Raw genomic sequence first — 21,989 nt, forward strand, 5'->3', positions numbered from 1 at the left:
CAATGCAAATTTTTTACGATAAAGACACTGACTTATCTATCATCCAATCTAAGAAAGTAGCGATCATTGGTTACGGTTCACAAGGTCACGCGCATGCGCTTAACCTGAAAGATTCTGGCGTTGATGTCACTGTAGGTTTACGTGCGAACTCTACTTCTTGGAAAAAAGCTGAAAATTCAGGTCTTAAAGTTGCTGAAGTTGCTGCTGCTGTAGCGCAAGCGGATGTAGTCATGATCTTGACGCCTGACGAATTCCAATCTCAACTTTATCGTGACGAGATTGAGCCAAACATCAAGCAAGGTGCTACTTTAGCGTTTGCTCACGGTTTCTCGATTCTTTACAACCAAGTTGTTCCACGTGCTGACCTTGACGTAATCATGGTTGCGCCTAAAGCACCTGGTCACACAGTACGTTCTGAATACCAGCGTGGTTCAGGTGTTCCTGATTTAATCGCAATTCACCAGGATGCATCTGGTAACGCGCGTAACGTTGCACTTTCTTATGCTTCAGGCGTAGGTGGCGGCCGTACTGGTATTATCGAAACTTCATTCCGTGAAGAAACTGAAACTGACCTTTTCGGTGAGCAAGCAGTTCTTTGTGGTGGTGCAGTTGAACTGGTTAAAATGGGCTTCGAAACTTTGGTTGAAGCTGGTTATGCGCCTGAAATGGCGTACTTCGAATGTCTACACGAGCTTAAATTGATCGTTGACTTGATGTTCGAAGGCGGTATCGCGGACATGAACTACTCTGTATCGAACAATGCGGAATATGGTGAATATGTAACGGGTACTGAAGTAATTAACGAGCAGTCTCGTGAAGCGATGCGTAATGCGCTTAAACGTATTCAGTCTGGTGAATACGCGAAGATGTTCATTCAAGAAGGTGCGTTGAACTACCCATCTATGACTGCTCGTCGTCGTCAAAACGCTGCTCACGGTATCGAAGTAACGGGTAACAAACTTCGCGCGATGATGCCTTGGATTCAAGCGAATAAGATTGTAGATAAAGAAAAGAACTAAGTTACGTGCCTCAAGAAAAGTAAAGCCATGCTTTAATTTTCTTTCGTACCTTGGATTCAAGCAAACAAAATCGTAGACAAAGAAAAGAACTAAGTTCTAATGTCTAAGTCAAAAAGCCCCTGTTTTTAACAGGGGCTTTTTGTGTGTGATAATGATGTTAGTATTAACGTTAAGTGCCTCAAGAAGAATAAAGCAGTGCTTTATTTTTTTCGTACCGTGGATTCAAGTAAACAAAATCGTTGATAAGGAAAAGAATTAATACTCCTTTTGGTTGAATTTTATGCTATAAAGGCCTCGTTATTATGGGGTTTTTTATTGGAAAATGCATGAAAGTTAAATGCTTAGGATTTGAGATTAGTACAGAAAAGAATCTAATAAATATTAATGATTTTATTGAGAGCAATTTAGTTTTTGAGATAAAAGATATTTTTAAGCGTGATGTATTTATTGATTGTAATGACCCTAATTACTACAAAGGATTAATTCTAACTATTAAAGATCAAAAAGCTTCTACAGCCAAAATGATATTCAATTCAGAAGGCTCATTTCGGGTTGCATAGCACCCATTATTAAGTTTTTGCTACTTCATCAAACAGTCACACAGAACACCTATGCTTTGCTTAAAACATACATAAGTAAGATAGGTGCGACATGAATCAGCCCTACAGCCAAGCCTTAACAAAACAACAAGCATTCCTTGATGGCTTTCAATTTGACTTAAAACAGCAACGTCTGAAAAGTCCTCAAAAATCATCTGCGCTTGCAGATTTGGTACGCCCCCGCTTAAAAATTGCCATAGTGACCGAAACATGGCCACCTGAAATTAATGGTGTAGCCCATTCACTGTTACAACTCTGCAAAGGGCTGAAAAAACAGGGGCATAAAATTTTATTGATTCGACCCGAGCAAAAAGGCATCTGTGCTGAATTTCAACCCTATCGGGAATGTTTGGTTAAAGCACAGCGTATTCCCAAATATTCAGGCTTACAGTTCGGTTGGCCGCAGTTTCTAAAAGTTCGCCATGCGGTAGAAGTCTTTGCACCCGATGTAGTGCATATCGTCACAGAAGGCCCATTAGGGCTTGCCGCGCAGCAAACTGCAAGATTCCTTAAAATTCCTGTATCGAGCGGTTTTCACTCTCCATTTCAGGAATTTAGCCGTTTCTTTGATTTGGCATTCTTGGTTAAACCTATTCAGCATTATCTCAAATGGTTTCATAATCATACCGCAATTACCTGTGTACCGAGTCGTGAGACTGCCGAAGCACTCCGCAAATTTGGAGTGACGTGTCCACTGGTTGTGGTGGGACGAGGGGTAGATACACAAGCCTTTTCACCTAAATGGCGTTCTGATTCCCTACGCCAGAGCTGGGGAGCTTCCAAAGAGACCCGTATCATGTTGTATGTCGGGCGTTTATCGCCTGAAAAAGAAATACCAGTGGTGATTCAGGCATATTTCACATTGCGTCATATGCATTGTCAGGATGTGCGTCTGGTGGTGGTCGGAGATGGTCCAGACCGACAGCGCTTAGAGCAGTTGAATCATGATGCTTCGATTGTGTTTACCGGGAGTTTGCGTGGTCAACAGCTTGCTGAAGCCTATGCCAGTGCCGATGTGTTTTGCTTTGCGAGTCAGGTTGAAACCTTTGGCAATGTGGTATTGGAGGCGATGGCCAGTGGACTACCGGTTATTGCTTATGATTATGCTTGTGCACATCTACATGTACAACACGACCGAACAGGCTGGCTCAGCTCACTGGGTCTACAAGAAGATTTAACAGCCAATATCTTAAAGTTACCAGATTATCACACACTTAGAAGAATGGGTGTGTATGCTTCACACTGTGCACAGAAGGTCGGATGGCAACATCCTGTAGAGCAGTTTGAACAGGTTCTGTATTCAATCACAAGGCAAAATAAATGACCTAATTAAAACAAGAGCGGGAGCAACATGATGAAAATCCACAATGCCAAACTCAAATTTTTAGAAATAGATTTAAAAGGCTGTGTCTACCTCAATCATCTCTCCCACTCAAATCGAATCGCTGCTTTTTTTAAAATCATTAGCCGTTTGGGGGATGGCGTGTTTTGGTATGTGATGTGTTTTGCCGCATGGGGATTTCGTGGCTTGGAATATGGGCTACAGATGCTCTATATCATTTTGGGCGGAACGTTCGGCACGCTGATTTATAAAATTCTCAAAACAAAAACTGTACGTCCAAGACCTTATCAGGTGCATCAGGTGATTCGACTGGGTGAGCGGCCGCTGGATCATTTTAGTTTTCCGTCTGGACATACCTTGCATGCGGTAATGGCAACCACGCTCTTGGGTTATGTTGCACCGCTATTATTGCTGTTGATGCTCCCTTTTACGCTGCTGGTGGCTTTATCGCGCATGATTCTGGGATTGCATTATCCAAGTGATGTCGCGGTTGGGGCAATGATCGGAGGCATGATGGCCGTGGTCATTGTGCTGAGCGCACCTTATCTCAATATTATGTTGTAAAAAATAAGTGAAAACTGGGGCGAAAGCTCGCAGATTTTTATAAATTTGCTAAAGTACAGCATTAAAGCAAATATGGTGAGAAATAGAGATGGGTTTACGTTGGACTGATACCCTCGATATCGCGATTGAACTCTACGAAGCGCATCCAGATGTGGACCCGCAGTGGATTCGTTTTACTGATTTACACGCCTGGGTATGTGCCTTGCCTGAGTTTGCAGATGACCCGACTAAATCCACAGAAGGCCTGCTGGAAGCGATTCAAATGGCATGGATTGACGAAGCGCGTTAAGTGCCCGATTGAAAAAAGCATATTTTTACAGTGTAAAAGCAGAAAAGTGCGCATTATCTCGGTATAATGCGCCAAATTTTCATGTCAACAATTGACTTAAGGAGCCTATCATGGCTATCGAACGTACTTTATCTATCGTAAAACCAGACGCAGTTGCTAAAAACCACATCGGCGACATCTTTGCTCGTTTTGAGAAAGCTGGTCTTCAAATCGTTGCAACTAAAATGAAACACTTGACTCAAGCTGAAGCTGAAGGCTTCTACGCTGAGCACAAAGAACGTGGTTTCTTTGCTGATCTTGTTGCTTTCATGACTTCTGGTCCAGTGGTTGTTTCAGTTCTTGAAGGTGAAAACGCTGTTCTTGCTCACCGTGACATCCTTGGCGCGACGAATCCTAAAGAAGCTGCTCCTGGTACAATCCGTGCAGATTTCGCTGTAAGCATCGACGAAAATGCTGCTCACGGTTCTGACTCTGTAGCATCAGCTGACCGTGAAGTTAACTACTTCTTCGCTCAAACTGAGATTGCTCCACGTACTCGTTAATTCGCAGTATTCAAACCAGATAAGTGTTATTATACTTATCTGGTTTTTTTATTCTTTGAATAATTCTTTGCTCACATATTGAGCTTCTCCTTTGATCTTTAGACATGGTTTAGGTAATACACATGAGTACTGAAGTCGTCGCTGTATCTGCAGTTTCAGCTGCACAGCAACCATCTCCGTCCACTCCCACACAGCAGAATGCTGTGGAAAAAGTGAACCTACTCGGCATGTCTCGTCCGCAAATGGAGAAATTCTTTGAGGATATGGGGGAGAAGAAGTTTCGTGCCGGACAGGTAATGAAATGGATTCACCAATTTTTCGTGACCGATTTTGCCGAGATGACCAATATCTCGGGCAAACTGCGTGAAAAACTGGAACGTATTTGTGAAATTAAAGCGCCCGAAGTGGTGCATAAAAATTATTCTAAAGACGGTACCCGGAAATGGGTCTTCCGTGTTGGTGATGGTGACGGCTCACTCGTCGAAACTGTGTTGATTCCTGCTGAACATCGTAGTGGCCTACGTCGTACCTTGTGTATTTCGTCTCAAGTGGGCTGTGCACTGGACTGTTCATTCTGTTCAACCGGTAAACAGGGTTTTCAGCGCGATTTAGACCAGTCAGAAATCATTGGTCAGTTGTGGGTGGCGAACTATTCCTATATGGAAGATGTGCCTGTGGCAGATCGTGAACGTTCAGTCACGAATGTGGTCATGATGGGCATGGGCGAACCACTGCTTAACTACGATGCCGTACTCAATTCCATGCGCATTATGCTGGACGACTTTGCTTATGGCATGTCGAAACGTCGTGTGACCTTATCGACATCAGGTGTGGTGCCGAAAATCGATCAAATGGTCAAAGACATTGATGTGGCACTGGCAATTTCATTGCACGCACCAAATGACGAACTGCGTAATGAACTGGTGCCAATCAACAAGAAATATCCGTTAGAACAACTGATTGCGGCGTGTCAGCGTTATATTGCCAAAGATGGTAATGAAAGTTCACGTAAACACGTCACCATTGAATATGTGATGCTGGATGGTGTGAATGATCATCCTGAACATGCACAGCAAATGATTAAGCTGCTGAAGAACTTGCCGAGCAAGATTAATTTGATTCCATTCAACCCTTTCCCGCACGCGCCTTATGGGCGTTCAAGCCGTAACCGCATTATTTCTTTCCAAAAAACTTTGTCTGATGCCGGTTTTGTGTGTACGATTCGTCAGACACGCGGTGATGATATTGATGCGGCGTGTGGACAGCTTGTAGGTCAAGTGGCTGATCGTACCCGTCGTGCGGAACAGTGGAAAAAGAAAATTGCGCAGTCAAATGAGATTATGCGTTCACAAGGATAATAAGAGGTCGCCAGTTGAGAAATCTAACATCTAAAATTGCTTTGATTTCAACAGTATGTGTGTCTTTAGCTTTGGTTGCATGTCAAACGCCAGATTTGAGTCAGAAAGATCCTGAAAAAGCCACCAAAGTCCGTACCCAATTGGCGGCAGAGTATTTAAGAACAGGTGATCTGGATGCAGCCAAACGTGCGCTGGATCAGGCACTCGAAACGACTCCGCGTGATTCGCAAGCGAATATGATGATGGGCGTGCTATTGCAACAGGAAGGTAGTCAGCTCAATCTTGAGAAAGCAGATGCTTATTTCAAGCGTGCGATTTCGGCAGATCCGAAAAATGCACAGGCACGCAACAACTATGGCACGTATTTATATCAGCTAGAACGCTATAATGATGCGATCGAGCAGTTTAACATTGCCGGTGCAACTTTAGGTTATGATCAGCGTTTCCGTGCGCTGGAAAATATGGGACGTATTTACCTGAAAATGGGCGATGTGGTGAATGCTGAAAAATCATTCAAACAGGCGCTTCAGGCGAATCGCGATTCATATATATCAATGTTAGAGTTGTCAGAAATTTTTTATTTAAACCAGCAGTTCCCGGCAGCGACACAACTGTATCAACAGTTTGCGCGTGGTGTGGGACAGAAAAATCAGGGTGCCCGTGCGCTCTGGGTTGGCATTCGCACTGCGCGTGCCAGTGGTGATCAGTTGGGGATGCAGGTATTGGTGAACCAGTTACGTGCATTGTTTCCTGAAAGCCAGGAATACCAACGTTATTTGCAATTACAGTACAGTACTGAGGCCGTATGGAAGTAAATCCTAATTCACCTTCGAATCATTCGAGCGTAGCTCCAAATGCGTTAGGAAATATTCAACGTCCGGGCGAGTACTTGCGCCAGATTCGTCTCAATCAGCAACGTGATCTGGAAAATGTGGCCAAAGAGCTGAATATTCCGGTCAAAACCCTGACTGCACTTGAGCAGGATGAATATAAGTCTTTGCCTGAGGCGACTTTTATCAAAGGCTATTACCGGATCTATGCCAAACTTTTGGGTGTAGATGCGTCGACTATTATTCAGCGTTTTGATGAAATTTATACCAATGATACGGGTTTGTTGCCCAATCATGCGCTGAATAATTCCCCCATCAAAATTATGGGGAAATTGCCAGGTTCCAAGCGTGACCGTAACCGTAAATGGTTAAAGCGCATTTTTATTACGCTGGTCTTGCTGCTAATTTTGGGCGCACTGTTTGCCATGATTCAAAACTGGTCGAGCAGTAATTCGCAAAATAGCAGTGAAGTTTCTGGAGTCGGTGCTTCCAATATCGAGATTCTGAATCTGGATGCAGGCGCCGCACTGTCTGGCGACCAGCTAAAACTCGATTTTAACCGTCCGACCTCTGTGCATATCGTCGATTCAGCCGGTAACGTTTTAGCGACTGGCCGTCAGGCATCGAGTTTGCAACTCAATGGTGAAGCACCATTCCAGATTCGTCTTGATGATGCGGCAGCTGTATCACTCAGCCTGAATAATGAAAATATTTCATTGTCACCTTATACCGTAAACGGAAAAGCAGAATTCCGTTTGTCACCTTAACAGATCAAGAGTAGAGCAAAACCATGATCGTAAATCCAATTAAACGTCGTCCAACACGTAAAATTCGTGTCGGTTCAGTTTATGTGGGTGGTGATGCACCAATCAGTATCCAGTCTATGACCAATACTGAAACCTGTGATGTGGCAGCCACGGTTGCACAGATCCAGCGCTGTGTCGATGCCGGTGCAGACATCATGCGGGTTTCTGTGCCTACGATGGAAGCGGCGGCAGCATTTGGTGAAATTCGTAAGCAGGTGAATGTGCCTTTGGTGGCCGATATTCACTTCGACTATAAAATTGCTTTGGCAGTTGCGGACTTCGGTGCAGACTGTTTGCGGATTAACCCGGGCAATATCGGCTCAGAAGCAAAGATTCGTGAAGTGGTGGCAGCAGCACGTCATAATGATATTTCAATGCGGATCGGTGTCAATGCCGGTTCACTCGAAAAAGACATTCAAAAGAAATATGGCGAGCCGACAGGTGCAGCATTGCTTGAATCTGCGATGCGTCATATCGACATTTTAGACCGTCTGGATTTTCAGGAATTTAAAATTTCAGTTAAAGCATCTAATGTGTTCCTGACCATGGATGCGTATCGTTTGCTGTCTCAGCAAATTGATAATCCGCTACATTTGGGTGTAACCGAAGCCGGTATTTACCGTACAGGTTCGGTTAAATCTGCAATCGCCTTGGGTGGTTTGCTGATGGAAGGCATTGGCGATACCATGCGTATTTCGCTTGCTGCCGAGCCTGAAGAAGAAATTAAAATCGGTTTTGATATTCTAAAATCGCTGGGTCTGCGTTCCAACGGCATTAATTTTATTGCCTGCCCAAGCTGTTCACGTCAGGAATTTAATGTGATTTCCGTGATGCAGCAGCTTGAAGAACGTCTGGAAGATATTCGTACTCCAATGGATGTGTCGGTGATTGGCTGTAAAGTAAATGGGCCGGGCGAGGCTAAAGAAGCCGATATCGGTGTCGTAGGTGCAGCGCCACGTTCACTGGTGTATCGTAATGGTGAAAAAAGCCATCTAATTGATACCAATCAACTGGTTGATGAGATCGAAAATATGGTTCGTCAACGTGTTACCGAGCTTGAAGAAGCTAAATCTAAAGAAATTATTCGTACAAGTTTTTCTGAGTAGATCATGAGTTCAATCGTCGCAATCAAAGGTTTTAATGACATTCTCCCAACGCAAAGCCCAGCTTGGAGACGTCTTGAACAACATCTGTCGGGTTTGATGGATGCTTATGGCTATCAACAAATCCGTTTGCCTATCGTTGAACAGACCAATCTGTTCAAACGTTCGATCGGTGATGCCACCGATATCGTTGAAAAAGAAATGTATACCTTTCTGGACAAAGGTAATCCGCCTGAGTCTCTGACACTACGCCCTGAAGGAACTGCAGGCTGTGTACGTGCCATGCTGGAGCATAATCTGCTTCGTGGTGCGACTCCTCGCGTCTGGTATATCGGGCCAATGTTCCGTTATGAAAAACCACAGAAAGGCCGTTACCGTCAGTTCCACCAGTTTGGTGTAGAAACCTTTGGTGTGGCGACTCCGGACATGGATGCAGAGCTGATTTTGATGACTGCACGTCTGTGGAAACGTATGGGCGTAGCGGACAAGGTTCAACTTGAATTAAATACTTTAGGCGAATCGGATGAACGTGCAGCCTATCGTGCAGCCTTGGTTGAATTTTTAGAGTCACATAAAGCCGATCTGGACGAAGATTCTCAGCGCCGTCTGACCACGAATCCACTGCGTATTCTGGATTCTAAAGATGCCAAAACCCAAAGCATCCTAGAAAATGCACCGAAACTGCATGACTTTATGGGTGAAGAAACTCTGGCGCATTTTGCCCAGTTACAACAGTACCTGACTGATGCCGGCGTGAGTTTTGTGATCAACCAAAAACTGGTACGTGGCTTAGACTACTACAACAAAACTGTGTTTGAATGGACCACAACACATTTAGGTTCACAAGGAACCGTCTGTGCCGGTGGCCGTTATGACGGTCTTGTTGGTCAATTGAAGGGCAAGCCTGATCAGTCTGTACCTGCGGTTGGTTTTGCCATGGGTATCGAACGTTTATTGCTTCTGCTTGAACAGGTTGAAGACAATACACCAACGCGTGATTGTGAAGTATTCCTGGTGGCTGAACCGGCTTCTCAAGGTCAAGCCTTGGTCATTGCTGAACAGATCCGTGATCAGCTTGAAGCAGCGGGGAGTCAGGTGCGTTTGAAAGTGGGCTCTCAAGGTTCAATGAAGTCGCAAATGAAAAAGGCCGATCAGGCCGGTGCTTTGTTTGCTGCGATTTTAGGTGAGCGTGAACTTGAAGCGCAGACTTTTACGGTGAAAGAACTGGCAACCGCAGAGCAATCGAATGTGCCATTTACGGACTTCGTTGCATTTTTTAGTGCTAAAATTTCTTTAAAATAATCGATAAAACATCAGGAAAAGGGTAGTCTCATGAGCGCAGTGGGTGATGAACAGTTTGAAAGCTTAAAATCCTTTACGAAGAAATATGGTTCTTCGATCATTACAGGGATTTTGATTGCGCTGATTGCCTTTTTTGGATGGGAATATTGGCAGAAGAAAAACCTGGCAGAGTCGCAAATGCACACTGCCAAGGTTCAGCAGTTGATGGATGATGCACAGGCGACGCAGGGCGATGCCTTTGCCAAGCTGTCTGAAACTGCGGACAAAATTGTCAAAGAAGCACCAGATTCAGCTCAGGCCATTCAGACTCAGCTGGTCATGGCGAAACTGGCCTATGACAAAGAAGATTATGCTGCGGCTGAGAAAGCGCTACAAAAAGTTGAAAACTCGACACTAGACGATAAAGGTCTGGTTCAGGTGGTCAAACTTCGTCTGGCTTATGCGCAACTGGCACAGAAAAAATATGATGCTGCATTGAAAACTTTAGAAGCAGTGACTGAACCTGCGTTTAAAGCAACTGCCGATGAAGCACGTGGCGATATCTATGTTGCCAAAAATGATATTGAAAATGCGAAAAAAGTATATCAAAGTGCATGGGATGCCTTGATTGAACGTAAAGAAGAACGTCAGATTTTACAAATTAAGCTCGAAAGCGTAGGCGTGTTGGTCGATGATCCAGAAATCGAACGCCCAATTATAGAAACACAAGCGGAAGAAGCTGCATGAATAGAAAATACAAAATTACCTGTGCCTTGACTGTTTTAACGCTTGCACTGGCTGGCTGTGCAGGTAAAACAAATAAAGTTCCAGAAGTAAAACCGAACCCACTTCCAAAACTGACCCAAGCCAAAACACTGGTTCCTGTATTTTCCACCAGTGTATCTGCGACAGATGCTGCCGATCCATTGCGTTTACGTCTGGATGCAGACAATGGTGTGGTTTTTGCGATTGATCCAAAAGGTGAGGTGTCTGCATTTAAGGGCAAACAGCGTCTTTGGCAGAAAAAAGTCAGCAAAGATAATCTAAGTTCTGGCGTTGAAGCGGCCGAGGGTCTGGTTGTTGTCGGTAGCCAGAAGGGCCAACTGTTTGCACTCGATCAGCAAACCGGTGAGCAAAAATGGACTGCACAATTGACGGGTGCTTTACTGGCGCCTTCACTGATTCATGCAGGTCGTGTGATTAGTGTGAGCAATGACGGTATGGTCTATGCGCATGAAGTGGCAAGCGGTGCACAAGTTTGGACTTATAACCTGCCTAATGTACAATTCAGCCTGCGTGGTATGGCGGCTCCTGTGCCATTAGATGCGCGTAATGTGCTGATTGCATCTTCAAATGCGTATATTTATGCACTGGATGCCTTAAGTGGCGTACCAAAGTTACAGCGTCGTGTCGCCGTGTCGGATGGCCGTTCTGATATTCAGCGTCTGGTCGATATTGACGGTGAGCCGGTCGTTGCAGGCCAGTTTGTGGTGACGACCAGTTATCAAGGTCAGGTGACTGTACTGGACTTGGCTTCACAGCAAGTCATCTGGAGTGAAGATGCCAGCAGCATCCAGCGTCCAGAAGTTGTCGGCAATGGCGTATTCGTGGCGCAAACTGATGGCAAAATTAAAGCTTTTGAGATTAGCTCGGGTCAACCGCTTTGGGAAAATGATCAATTGTTGAATCGTCAGCTCAGTAATCCAGTGATGTTAGGCACGGATTTGGTGGTCGGTGATCTGGATGGTGTGTTGCACCTGATTGATCCGCGTACCGGACAAATTACTGGTCGTTCGAAAACCTCTGGTGAAGTGCGTAACTTACGCGTGATCGACAACCAGCTTTATGTTTCTACACGCAAGGGCACATTAAGCATTTGGCAGAACCGTTAATTTTAACGAGCCTTATGTTAAACTAGCCGCAACCGTATTTTTGTGAACGCGGGGTGATTGAAAAATCAATGCCCCGTGTTTTTATTTAGGGTATTTTTCCCCTTATATCTTCCTATACTTTCTGATGTTCAGGCCACTTTGACTGCCTGATTATTGAATAAAGGTTACTCTATGAAACCCGTAATTGCGCTCATTGGTCGTCCGAACGTCGGAAAATCAACTCTGTTCAATCAGATTACCAAGAGCCGTGACGCATTGGTGGCAGACTTTGCTGGTCTGACACGCGACCGTAAATATGGCGATGCAACCTATCAAAATAAATCTTTCATTGTGGTTGATACCGGTGGTATTGGTGAAAATGAAGGCGGTATTGACTCGTACATGGCAGAGCAATCTAAAACTGCCATTCATGAAGCCGATATTATCATTTTTGTGGTCGACGCGCGTGCCGGACTGCTGGCTTCCGATGAGCAGATTGCACGTGAACTGCGTACTTTAGGCAAAAAGGTCTTTCTGGCGGCCAATAAAGTCGATGGCGTACATGCTGAAGCTGCCTTGGTTGAATTCTACAAACTCGGCATGGGCGAGCCGCTACAAGTCGCTGCCAGCCATGGTCGTGGTGTTCAGCAAATGCTGGAAGACGTGCTTGCCGATGTACCGGAAGATGAAAACCCGGAAGAGCATGATAAAAACACTGGTCTGCGTTTAGCGATTATTGGTCGTCCAAACGTGGGTAAATCTACGCTGGTGAACCGTTTGCTCGGCGAAGAGCGCGTGGTGGCATTTGACCAGCCGGGTACAACACGTGACTCGATTTATATTCCATTCGAGCGTGATGGCCGTCAATATACCCTGATTGATACTGCAGGGGTGCGTCGTAAAGGTAAAGTGGATGAAATGATTGAGAAATTCTCGATTGTTAAAACTTTACAGGCGATGAAAGATGCCAACGTGATTGTGGTTGTGGTCGATGCACGTGATGGTATTGTAGAGCAAGATTTGCATCTGATTGGCTATGCGCTTGAAGCGGGTCGTGCCATGGTCATTGCTGTCAACAAATGGGATAACATGACTGAATATGATCGCAAGCAATGTAAGCTAGATGTAGAGCGTCGCTTCGATTTCATTCCATGGGCAAAAGTGCATTTGATTTCTGCATTGCATGGAACGGGTGTGGGTGAGCTTTATCCTTCGATTCACCGTGCCTATGATTCATCTCGTTTGAAAGTATCACCGGCAAAAATCACCCAGATTTTAAATGATGCAACAGATGCCCACCAACCGCCTATGGTTCAGGGTCGTCGTATTAAAATGCGTTATGCGCATATGGGCGGACAGAATCCACCAACCATCGTGATCCATGGTAACAAGGTCGATAAAACCCCTGCGGATTACCGTCGTTATCTTGAAAACGTATTCCGTAAAGTATACAAGCTTGAAGGTACGCCGATTAAAATCGAGTTTAAAACCTCTGAAAACCCGTTTGAAGGGCGTAAGACGGTGATGGATGAGCGTATTGCAGCGCGTAAACGTCGTTATGTACAGAAGTTCAAGAAAGCCGAAAAGAAATTTAAGCGTTAATTTTTTGTGTTAAGTTTTCGATAAAAAGCCTGCTGATGCAGGCTTTTTTCCCTCTTAGATTCTCAAATGTAAGGCAATTCTCATGGTCAAAGATTGATGAACTCTCTTACAATAGATTCAAAGTAAATATAGATTGAAAAACCATTGTGACTTCACTTATTCGAATTGATCTGCATGCGTTGTCTGACGCGAGTCAAAGCAACCAACTCCTGGAACGTAAGGCACAGATTCAAGCGCGTAAGATTGAGATAGCCGCGTTAAGAAATCAGTTTTTATCCAGTCATTTGGAATCCGCTGTCTTCAATCAGGATGTTGTGCGGACTACATTCGGCAAACCCTATCTCCACACTCATCCAGACTTCAACTTTAACCATAGCCATAGTCAAAATTTCTATGCTCTGGCAACGAGCAATAATGTCCAGAATTTGGGAATTGATATTGAAGAGCTGAGCCGTAAGGTTCGATTTGAAGCCATGGCACAACATGCCTTTCATCCTGAAGAGCTTAAACAGTGGCAGGCACTGGACTATGATTCCGAATACTGGTTTAAGGTCTGGACCACCAAGGAAGCTGTATTAAAGGCCTCAGGACTGGGCATACGCATCAACCTGAATGAGTTAAATACCCAGATTCATCCAGATCAGAATGGTGGAAGATGTGAACATCCAGAGATCGGCGTCTATGCCTATCAAAATTATAATATGGCAGGATGTATGCTCACCGTGGCCTGGCAAAGTGAGCATTCATACAAGGGTTTCAGATTTCCGCTAATCCAGATTCATCAATCTGTTTAAATCAGCAGAGTAGAAATAGACTCTATTGTCTGGCAATCAACAGGTTGCTGATTCGGTTCACAAACTGTGGACTCATACGTGATAGATGAAATAAAAATTTACTTTTTAATCCAACCGGATGGTGCGTAGCGTGCCAGATGGAATCTTTAAGCTGTACCAGTTTTAGAATATCCTGTGCGACATCCTCTGCTTTCAAATGTACCCCCATTTTTTTAATACTTTCTGCCTGCATATCTTTCACCATGGCTGTACTGACGAAAAGTGGCATCACATCAAGCACCCGAATCCCATAGGGTTGCCATTCAATATCCAGACTTTCAGTCAGACCGCGCACGGCAAATTTACTGGTCGCATAAGAGGCTAAATCGGCCTGTCCATAAATGGCGGATGCCGAGGATAAATTAATGACACGAGCAAAGGAAGATTCTTTTAAATAAGGGAAAGTGGCATGACAGCCATTGAGGAGACCTTTAACATTAATATCCAGCGTGCGATGATGCGCTGCAATTGTGGTGTCTTCAAAAGGCCCTGAATATAAAATTCCGGCATTATTTACCAGAATGTTGATTTCACCGGCCCAGGCTGAAAACTCCGCCAAAGCTGTTTCCCAGGAAGCATAGTCTGCCACATCCAGAAAGCCAGCTTTGGCATGTTCGCCCAGTTGCTGGGCCAGCTGTTCGGCCTGTGCCACATTGATATCATAAATACCGACTTTATAGCCGTGCTGGTAAAATAGCATGGCTGTCGCGGCGCCAATTCCTTGTGCTGCCCCACTAATCAATATACTGTGCATGTGCTTGATCTCCTTATTGTCTTTTTTTCTTGAGCATAACAAGAAACAGGCAGCTTGACGCGACTATTTGGTAAAGAAGAGGTTTTAAAAGTGGAACAATTGCTTAATATCATGCGTGAATTACGTGAAAAATGTCCATGGGATCAGCAGCAGACTCCCGAATCTCTGACCCAATATGCGATTGAAGAAGCTTATGAAGTAGAAGCTGCGGTACGTTCTGGAAATGTTGACGAGATTCGCGATGAACTGGGCGATCTGCTGTTACAGGTGGTGTTCCAGTCGCAAATGTACAGCGAGCAGGGCGCTTTTGATTTTCAGGATGTGGTGCAGGCCATTAGCGACAAACTCATCCGCCGTCATCCGCATGTATTTCAGGCTGAACAGTTTGCAAAATTGAGCCCGGAAGATGTCTCTCAGCTCTGGCAAGAAATTAAACAGCAAGAAAAGCAGGGCAAGCCACGTTCCCGTTTAGATGAGGTCAAGCATGCACCGGCCTTGGTACAGGCAGATGAAATCCAGAAAAATGTTGCAAAAATCGGCTTTGATTTTCCCGATGTCACTGGGGCATATGACAAAGTAGAAGAAGAGCTGGCCGAGTTAAAAGAAGCTTTGGCAAGCCAGAATTCCGATGAAATACAGGAAGAATTTGGTGACTGCTTATTTTCTCTGGTCAATGTTGGCCGTAAACTTGGAATCTCGAGTGAAATGGCATTATTAGGCACGATCCATAAGTTTCGTACTCGATTTGCCTTGATGGAACATCAGGCGGAAAAACAACAACTCAATATAGACCGCTTGTCACTGGCTGAATTGGATCAGCTCTGGGAACAGGCCAAATTAGAATTAAAACAAAGAGCGGCGCATGAACAAACAACAACATCGAACAGGTCCGGCGTGGATTAATCTTCTTCTGGGTTTCTGGCTAGGCTATATTGCTATTGGAACTGCACATGCAACTGCGACCGATTATATGGAATGGAAGACCAGACAACAGCAACATGATGCGCGGCTCAAACAACAGAATGCATCGACTAAAGCAGATCACTATCTGGCAAAACCGGCACTTTCGGTACAAGCGACGGGTGATAGAATTAGTTTAAACAGTGCAAATATTGAACAATTGCAACAGTTGCATGGTGTGGGACAAAAGAAAGCCCAAGCCATTGTCGAGTACCGGCAGAAAAATGGGAAATTTAAAAGCATTGAAGATATTCAGCTGGTCAAAGGCATTGGGCCGGCATTATTTGCCAAAAACAAGGCCAGACTCGCGTTGTGAATAGACGGAATTGATGCTGAATACAGAATCAATCTGAGCGGCAGGATTGACATAATCAAATTGCCCTTTAGTCGTGTAAGCGATATGATTAGCGTCATCTTAGAATTTTACGTTCAGACGTAGGAGACAGCGTCTTTTGCAAACTTTGCGCGCGTCAAAATGTGGTTTATCAACCGCTCAATTACCTTCTTATATTCTCGATGTGATTGATGCCTTAAATAAGGCAGGCTATGAAGCTTATATCGTGGGTGGTGGTGTTCGAGATCTGATGTTAGGTTTGAATCCTAAAGATTTCGATGCAGTCACCAATGCAACCCCGGCTCAGGTCAAGGAAGTATTCGGACGACGTTGTCGAATTATCGGACGGCGTTTTGAACTGGCGCATGTCTATTCAGGGCGGGAACTGGTCGAAGTGGCCACCTTCCGTGCACCTCCAAAAAAAGCAGTCACCTCGGCAGCGGGGATGATTCTGCGTGATAATAACTGGGGCAGCATCGAGCAGGATTTTGCCCGTCGCGACTTCTCGATCAATGCAATGTATTACCAGCCGCGTAAAGCGATTGTGCTGGATTTCTGCAATGCTGTAGATGATATTCACAGCAAAACTTTACGTTTGCTCGGTGATCCGGCCTTAAGATTTGAAGAAGATCCGGTGCGGATGTTACGTACCTTACGTTTTGCTGCCAAATTGAATTTCAATATTGATGAAGCAATTTTGGATATCTTTACCCCGGAAATGACCCAGCTGCTGCGTGATGTCTCTCCGCATCGACTCTATGATGAATCACAAAAGTTATTCACCATGGGGCATCTGAATCGTGTGTTGCCCATGCTGATTGATTTCGGAATCTGGCATCAGCTGTTCGCCGATATCAAAGCTGAAATCACGCCGTTTATGGAGCGTGCCGCGAAAAATACCGATCAGCGTATTTCGATTGGCAAGACCATCAATCCTGCATTTTTCTACGCGGTACTGTTATGGCAGCCATTCCTCGAGCGTTGTGAGTTTTATCTGAATAAAGGCGTGGTCGCAGCAGAAGCACGTGCCCAAGCGGGTCTGGATGTTTTGAAACGTCAGGCAACCCGAACCATTATTCCTCGCTTCGCCGAGACTTTCATTCGTGAAGTCTGGGAAATGCAGACCCGTTTGCTGAATCCAAAACCGCAACAAATTGAGGCCTTGTCTAGTCATGCGCGTTTCCGTGCCGGATTTGACTTTTTGCTGTTGCGCGAAAAATCAGGCGATGCAACGGCGCAAGGCATGGGCAGCTGGTGGGATGCTTACCAGCAAATGAGCGGTGACGAGAAAGAACGGGCCATTAGCCAGTACAACCGTCAGCGTGCCAAGAGCCGTCGTAAGGCCACTCAAGAAGAACATCTGGAACAGAAACTGACGGCACAACAGGATCTCGCCGAGATTGAGCCTTTAGTCAATGAGCCTGAACCACGTAACCGCCGGGTGCGTAAAGCCAAGTTTGAAGACAAGGCGAAAACCCTGTCACATGTGGCAGCCAGTGCCAGTGGTGAAATTGGCGCAGATCATCCGATTATGAAACGTAAGCGGGTGCAACGTGATTTAAGCCAGGTGGTGTTTGGGCCAACACAATGATCGTGACGTATATTGGTTTGGGCAGTAACCTCGGCGATTCACGCCAGATTCTGGCAGAAGCTGTACAGAAACTGGCGACATTGGGTCAGGTAAAAACCTCGCATCTTTACCAAAGTCCACCGATGGGGCCACAGGATCAGCCAAATTATCTGAATGCTGTGGTGCAGTTGAATACTAATCTGGCAGCTTTAAGCTTGCTGGATTATTTGCAAGCCTTCGAGCAGGAAGCCGGTCGGGTACGTTTGCGTCATTGGGGCGAGCGTACGCTGGATCTGGACTTGCTGATCTACGGGGATGAACAGATACAGAATCAACGCCTGACTGTACCGCATGTCGGCGTGTTAGAGCGTGATTTCGTACTCATTCCGTTGCTGGACATTGATGCTGAAATACAGGTTCATGCTACATCCTTAAAAGACCTGGACATCGTCAAGCAATCGACCTTAACGGTACTCGATGACACAAACTGGGCAAATATTTAATTTTTGAGTTATGGGTATGTTCGCGAGAACTTCAATCATAGAGGAACATCTTCATGGTCAGTCTGAGTGACTTAAGACGCTTCAAAGCAGATGGACGCAAATTTTCATGTCTGACTTGCTATGATGCCAGTATGGCCAAAGCCATGGAAATTGCAGAAGTAGACAGTATTCTGATTGGCGACTCTTTGGGAATGTCAATTCAGGGCCGCGATTCGACTTTGCCAGTGACTGTTGCAGATATGGCCTATCATACCGCTGCGGTACGCCGTGGTAACCAGCATGCCTTTATCATGACTGACTTGCCGTTTATGAGTTATGCCACCTTAAATGATGCCTTGCAAAGTTCCAAAACCGTGATGCAGGCCGGTGCGCAAATGGTGAAAATGGAAGGCGGTGCATGGCTGGCAGAAACCGTGCAGGTGCTGACCCGTAACGGTATTCCAGTCTGTGTGCACTTGGGATTAACGCCACAATCGGTACATGTCTTTGGCGGTTATAAGCTGCAAGCCCGTACCCGTGCAGCAGCGGATCAACTGATTGCAGACTGTAAAGCAGTGGTTGAAGCAGGTGCTGCACTGTTATTGCTGGAATGTGTACCGGCACAATTGGGTCAGGAAATCACGGAACTGTTTCCACAAATTCCGGTGATTGGCATTGGTGCAGGCGCAGCCACTGATGGTCAGGTCTTGGTAGTACAAGACATGCTGGGTTTAACCTTTGGCCATACTGCAAAATTTGTCCGTAATTTTATGCAGGAACAATCGGGTGCTACTGCCATTCTGGATGCTTTTAAAGCTTATCATGCTGCAGTTTTAGATGGATCTTTCCCGGCACCAGAACAAACTTTTCAGGTTGAATTGTAAGATGAAAACAGAAACCACCATTCAGGGCTTAGCGGCATCCTTAAATCCGGCGCGTACCAGTCGCAAGATTATCGGTTTTGTACCGACCATGGGCAATCTGCATCAGGGGCATTTAAACCTGGTGCGTGAAGCGCGTAAGTTGTGTGATGTAGTGGTGGTCAGTATCTTTGTCAATCCGATCCAGTTTGGACCCAATGAAGATTTTGACAGCTATCCGCGCACGCTTGAGCAGGACCAGCAGCTTTTGGCAGAGGTCGGTTGTGACATCGTTTTTGCGCCGACGGTTGAGCAAATGTATGGTAAAAAACCGCGTCTGACCAATATCAGTGTTTCTGACATTACCAATGATTTATGTGGTTTACAGCGTCCCGGTCATTTTGATGGTGTGGCGGTGGTGGTGACTAAATTGTTTAACATCGTACAGCCGAATTACGCCTTCTTTGGCCAGAAAGATTACCAGCAATTGGCAGTCATTCGTCAGTTTGTACAAGATCTGAATATTCCACTGGAAGTGATTGGTGTACCGATTGCCCGTGCAGAAGACGGCCTGGCTTTAAGTTCGCGCAATGGTTATTTAAGCGAAGAGCATCGTGCAATCGCACCGGTCATTTATCAAAGCTTACAAAAGGCTGAACAGCAGCTCCATGCTGCGATTGAACTGGATACGGTATTGGCCGAGCTTCGCCAGACTTTAACAGATGTCGGGTTTGTCGTAGACTATGTTGAAGCACGAACGCCAGAATTACAAAAAATTCATACGTTTAATCAAGATGTTGTGTTATTTGTAGCTGCAAAGATAGGTAATACACGTCTGATCGATAACCTGCAGGTCAAATACACTGCCGGATAGGATGAAAGGGTAGCATGTATGAAGCGCATTTTAATTGTCACGGGACAATCTGGTTCAGGTAAATCATCTGCATTGCAGGTGCTTGAGGATCTGGGTTATTACTGTATTGATAATCTGCCTTTGGCATTGCTTCCCGAAATCGTGGCGAAACTGCACAGTGAGAACAATCTGGAACAGTTGGCCTTGGGGGTCGATGTACGCAGTACCCGTGCCGATTTGCAAGAATTTGATCATGTGTTCGAGCAGCTACAACAGCATGGCTCGGTCGATATTATCTATCTGACCACGCAGGATCAGGAACTGATTGCGCGCTTTAGTGCCTCGCGTCGGCCGCATCCTCTAGCTTCGCGCTTTAAGAGTCTGAACGAGTGCATTCAGGAAGAAAAAATCCTGCTAATGCCCATCCAGCTGCGTTCTACCGTGCACATTGATACTACAGATAAAAGCGTGCATGACCTGAAACATACCTTATTGACCAAGTTGGGACAGACCGATAACCTGATCCTGATTTTGCAGTCTTTTGGTTATAAGCATGGCATTCCACTGGATGCCGATTATGTCTTTGATGTCCGGCATTTGCCGAATCCGCATTGGGAACTGGAATTACGCAAATTTTCAGGACTCGATCAACCGGTGCAGGAGTTTTTGCAAAAGAGCGATCAGGTCGAAGATATGTTTAATGATATTTACCATTTTCTGGACAAATGGTTGCCAACCTTTTCTGAAGGGCATCGTCATTATATGACTGTGTCAATTGGCTGTACCGGTGGCCAGCATCGTTCTGTTTACATTGTGGATAGACTAAAAAAAGCCCTTGAGGCAAAATGGTCTATTCAAGTCCTCCATCGAGAAATGAAGCACTGGTCATGATTGATACCACTGTTGACGTAATTAATAAACTGGGTTTACATGCACGCGCATCTGGTAAACTTATAGAAGTGACTACCAAATTTCGTTCCAGTATCCAGATTGGAAAAACGGACAAACTGGTAGATGCAAAAAATATCATGTCCTTGCTGATGCTCGGTGCGGGCAAAGGAACAACTTTACGCTTGGTGATTGAAGGAGCGGATGAGGACAAAGCCTTATCTGAAATTCAGGCACTATTTGCAGCAAAATTTTATGAGGCAGATTAATCGTGGCACGTCGACCGAACAGTTTAACTGAAGAAGATTTTGATTCTTTAGAGGGACGCGCAAGTAAAACCGAACAGAAAAAAGCAGTCCAGCGTATGGCGGCTTTGGGTGCACAGCTGGCTGAGTTGAGTGCTAAACAAATTAAAAACTTGCCTGTTGAAGAGCGTTTGATTGAAGCATTGCTCGATGTACAGGAATTTACCTCACATGAAGCACGTCGCCGTCAATTTTCACGTATTGGTAAATTACTGCGCAATGAAAATGAAACGGTGATTTTATCTTATTTAACACCAAAGCAAGGTCTTAAAAAGACAGCCCAATTACAGCGTTGGGTCGATCGAATTGTCAAAGATGGTGACCCGGCCATTAATGAATTTACCAAAACCTATAATGCCACAGAGCGTCATACCTTGCGTCAGCATTATCTTCGCGTACATCGTGATTTAAAGAATCAGGCACCTGAAGCAGAGGTCAATGCGTCTAAGTTAAAGTTATTTAACTATGTACAGCAAGTGGCGTTAATTTCAGACAATTAATTCTTCGTTAAAAAGCGGTCTTTTTAGGCTGCTTTTTTTTGTCTTTACCTTAAGTGCACTGTTTCTTGTGTAAAAAATACCCTGAATTGGATTCATTCGTCCTCAGCATGAAATTTCCATTTTTAATGTAAGCTTGAGTGATAAAAAATCACAAAATTTTCGCAATTAATTTGTTAAAGACTGTAATTTCTTTACAATTCAAAGGCTATCTTTCAGACAGTTTTTTTGAGACTTTAAGTTGAGACTCAAGATCATTGTTAAGTATTTTTTAAAAATAAAAAATGAATTTTGAGCGTTATTAGAGAGTGAAGCCAATCTAATTTATTTTTTTAAACGAAATTTAAATCTATATAGTTGAAAAACCATTAACTTTTATTTAAAAGGGGATAAAAATCGATGCTGAGTATTTTTTGGTCAAGAGTATGTTAAAGTAAATACAAATAA

General features: G+C 44.7%; 25 protein-coding genes. 24 read left to right on the forward strand and 1 reads right to left on the reverse strand.

Going from position 1 to position 21,989, the window contains the following annotated elements; all coding sequences use genetic code 11:
* Positions 1 to 2 precede the first annotated feature (2 nt).
* From ilvC to KT990_RS11805, 15 genes are all read left to right on the forward strand, one after another.
* Positions 3 to 1,019 (forward strand): ketol-acid reductoisomerase, encoded by a 1,017-nt coding sequence (gene ilvC, locus KT990_RS11735; RefSeq protein WP_005172704.1) that lies wholly within the window; start codon positions 3 to 5, stop codon positions 1,017 to 1,019.
* A gap of 326 nt (positions 1,020 to 1,345) precedes the next feature.
* Entirely contained in the window at positions 1,346 to 1,579 is a 234-nt protein-coding gene (locus KT990_RS11740) for a hypothetical protein (protein ID WP_159516235.1), read from the forward strand.
* 91 nt (positions 1,580 to 1,670) lie between these two features.
* The gene (locus tag KT990_RS11745) at positions 1,671 to 2,942 is read left to right on the forward strand and encodes a glycosyltransferase family 4 protein (protein WP_180101273.1); all 1,272 of its coding nucleotides are present in this window, start codon (positions 1,671 to 1,673) and stop codon (positions 2,940 to 2,942) included.
* A 30-nt stretch (positions 2,943 to 2,972) separates the two neighbouring features.
* Positions 2,973 to 3,524: a phosphatase PAP2 family protein gene (locus KT990_RS11750; RefSeq protein ID WP_179999129.1), complete on the forward strand. Its 552-nt coding sequence runs from the start codon at positions 2,973 to 2,975 to the stop codon at positions 3,522 to 3,524.
* A gap of 88 nt (positions 3,525 to 3,612) precedes the next feature.
* Positions 3,613 to 3,813 carry a Fe-S cluster assembly protein IscX gene (gene iscX, locus KT990_RS11755; protein ID WP_005172695.1) on the forward strand — a complete coding sequence of 67 codons (201 nt, stop codon included), beginning with the start codon at positions 3,613 to 3,615 and terminating at the stop codon, positions 3,811 to 3,813.
* Positions 3,814 to 3,923: 110 nt separating this feature from the next.
* Positions 3,924 to 4,355, forward strand: coding sequence for a nucleoside-diphosphate kinase (gene ndk / locus KT990_RS11760; protein ID WP_004647460.1), 432 nt, complete (start codon positions 3,924 to 3,926; stop codon positions 4,353 to 4,355).
* 122 nt (positions 4,356 to 4,477) lie between these two features.
* Positions 4,478 to 5,713: a 23S rRNA (adenine(2503)-C(2))-methyltransferase RlmN gene (gene rlmN, locus KT990_RS11765; protein WP_005095669.1), complete on the forward strand. Its 1,236-nt coding sequence runs from the start codon at positions 4,478 to 4,480 to the stop codon at positions 5,711 to 5,713.
* A 14-nt stretch (positions 5,714 to 5,727) separates the two neighbouring features.
* The gene (gene pilW, locus KT990_RS11770; RefSeq protein WP_005095672.1) at positions 5,728 to 6,528 is read left to right on the forward strand and encodes a type IV pilus biogenesis/stability protein PilW; all 801 of its coding nucleotides are present in this window, start codon (positions 5,728 to 5,730) and stop codon (positions 6,526 to 6,528) included.
* A complete protein-coding gene (locus tag KT990_RS11775) occupies positions 6,519 to 7,310 on the forward strand; it encodes a helix-turn-helix domain-containing protein (protein ID WP_074384029.1) in 792 nt (263 codons plus the stop codon). Before pilW ends, KT990_RS11775 begins: the two co-directional genes overlap by 10 nt.
* A 23-nt stretch (positions 7,311 to 7,333) precedes the next feature.
* Positions 7,334 to 8,455: a flavodoxin-dependent (E)-4-hydroxy-3-methylbut-2-enyl-diphosphate synthase gene (gene ispG, locus KT990_RS11780; protein WP_005172685.1), complete on the forward strand. Its 1,122-nt coding sequence runs from the start codon at positions 7,334 to 7,336 to the stop codon at positions 8,453 to 8,455.
* 3 nt (positions 8,456 to 8,458) lie between these two features.
* Positions 8,459 to 9,754, forward strand: coding sequence for a histidine--tRNA ligase (gene hisS, locus KT990_RS11785; protein ID WP_005095678.1), 1,296 nt, complete (start codon positions 8,459 to 8,461; stop codon positions 9,752 to 9,754).
* Between the two features lie 30 nt (positions 9,755 to 9,784).
* Positions 9,785 to 10,480: a YfgM family protein gene (locus KT990_RS11790; RefSeq protein ID WP_005095680.1), complete on the forward strand. Its 696-nt coding sequence runs from the start codon at positions 9,785 to 9,787 to the stop codon at positions 10,478 to 10,480.
* Positions 10,477 to 11,625 carry an outer membrane protein assembly factor BamB gene (bamB, locus tag KT990_RS11795; RefSeq protein ID WP_218208827.1) on the forward strand — a complete coding sequence of 383 codons (1,149 nt, stop codon included), beginning with the start codon at positions 10,477 to 10,479 and terminating at the stop codon, positions 11,623 to 11,625. Before KT990_RS11790 ends, bamB begins: the two co-directional genes overlap by 4 nt.
* A gap of 171 nt (positions 11,626 to 11,796) precedes the next feature.
* A complete protein-coding gene (gene der, locus KT990_RS11800; RefSeq protein WP_005095683.1) occupies positions 11,797 to 13,206 on the forward strand; it encodes a ribosome biogenesis GTPase Der in 1,410 nt (469 codons plus the stop codon).
* A 146-nt stretch (positions 13,207 to 13,352) separates the two neighbouring features.
* Positions 13,353 to 14,000, forward strand: a complete 648-nt coding sequence (locus KT990_RS11805; RefSeq protein ID WP_218208828.1) for a 4'-phosphopantetheinyl transferase family protein — start codon at positions 13,353 to 13,355, stop codon at positions 13,998 to 14,000.
* Positions 14,001 to 14,022: 22 nt separating this feature from the next.
* Here the strand turns inward: KT990_RS11805 and KT990_RS11810 are convergent, their stop codons facing one another.
* Positions 14,023 to 14,793, reverse strand: a complete 771-nt coding sequence (locus KT990_RS11810; protein ID WP_159138482.1) for an SDR family oxidoreductase — start codon at positions 14,791 to 14,793, stop codon at positions 14,023 to 14,025.
* Between the two features lie 90 nt (positions 14,794 to 14,883).
* On the opposite strand from KT990_RS11810, the gene mazG reads away from it, so the two are divergent.
* From mazG to yjgA, 9 genes are all read left to right on the forward strand, one after another.
* Entirely contained in the window at positions 14,884 to 15,696 is an 813-nt protein-coding gene (gene mazG, locus KT990_RS11815; RefSeq protein ID WP_100329225.1) for a nucleoside triphosphate pyrophosphohydrolase, read from the forward strand.
* Entirely contained in the window at positions 15,656 to 16,069 is a 414-nt protein-coding gene (locus KT990_RS11820; RefSeq protein WP_180051193.1) for a ComEA family DNA-binding protein, read from the forward strand. Before mazG ends, KT990_RS11820 begins: the two co-directional genes overlap by 41 nt.
* A 136-nt stretch (positions 16,070 to 16,205) precedes the next feature.
* Positions 16,206 to 17,678 (forward strand): polynucleotide adenylyltransferase PcnB, encoded by a 1,473-nt coding sequence (pcnB, locus tag KT990_RS11825; RefSeq protein ID WP_159138480.1) that lies wholly within the window; start codon positions 16,206 to 16,208, stop codon positions 17,676 to 17,678.
* Entirely contained in the window at positions 17,675 to 18,160 is a 486-nt protein-coding gene (gene folK / locus KT990_RS11830) for a 2-amino-4-hydroxy-6-hydroxymethyldihydropteridine diphosphokinase (protein ID WP_005172653.1), read from the forward strand. Before pcnB ends, folK begins: the two co-directional genes overlap by 4 nt.
* Before the next feature lie 53 nt (positions 18,161 to 18,213).
* Positions 18,214 to 19,023 carry a 3-methyl-2-oxobutanoate hydroxymethyltransferase gene (gene panB, locus KT990_RS11835; protein ID WP_218208829.1) on the forward strand — a complete coding sequence of 270 codons (810 nt, stop codon included), beginning with the start codon at positions 18,214 to 18,216 and terminating at the stop codon, positions 19,021 to 19,023.
* Between the two features lies 1 nt (position 19,024).
* Positions 19,025 to 19,873 carry a pantoate--beta-alanine ligase gene (gene panC / locus KT990_RS11840; RefSeq protein WP_218208830.1) on the forward strand — a complete coding sequence of 283 codons (849 nt, stop codon included), beginning with the start codon at positions 19,025 to 19,027 and terminating at the stop codon, positions 19,871 to 19,873.
* Between the two features lie 18 nt (positions 19,874 to 19,891).
* Positions 19,892 to 20,743: an RNase adapter RapZ gene (gene rapZ, locus KT990_RS11845; protein ID WP_005172647.1), complete on the forward strand. Its 852-nt coding sequence runs from the start codon at positions 19,892 to 19,894 to the stop codon at positions 20,741 to 20,743.
* On the forward strand, positions 20,740 to 21,009 hold the full coding sequence (locus tag KT990_RS11850; protein WP_034608740.1) for an HPr family phosphocarrier protein: 270 nt from the start codon (positions 20,740 to 20,742) through the stop codon (positions 21,007 to 21,009). The genes rapZ and KT990_RS11850 overlap by 4 nt, the downstream gene beginning before the upstream one ends.
* A 2-nt stretch (positions 21,010 to 21,011) precedes the next feature.
* On the forward strand, positions 21,012 to 21,545 hold the full coding sequence (yjgA, locus tag KT990_RS11855; protein WP_005172645.1) for a ribosome biogenesis factor YjgA: 534 nt from the start codon (positions 21,012 to 21,014) through the stop codon (positions 21,543 to 21,545).
* Positions 21,546 to 21,989: the final 444 nt, after the last annotated feature.

The organism is Acinetobacter sp. F9 (assembly GCF_019195275.1).
Taxonomy (GTDB): Bacteria; Pseudomonadota; Gammaproteobacteria; order Pseudomonadales; family Moraxellaceae; genus Acinetobacter; species Acinetobacter pseudolwoffii.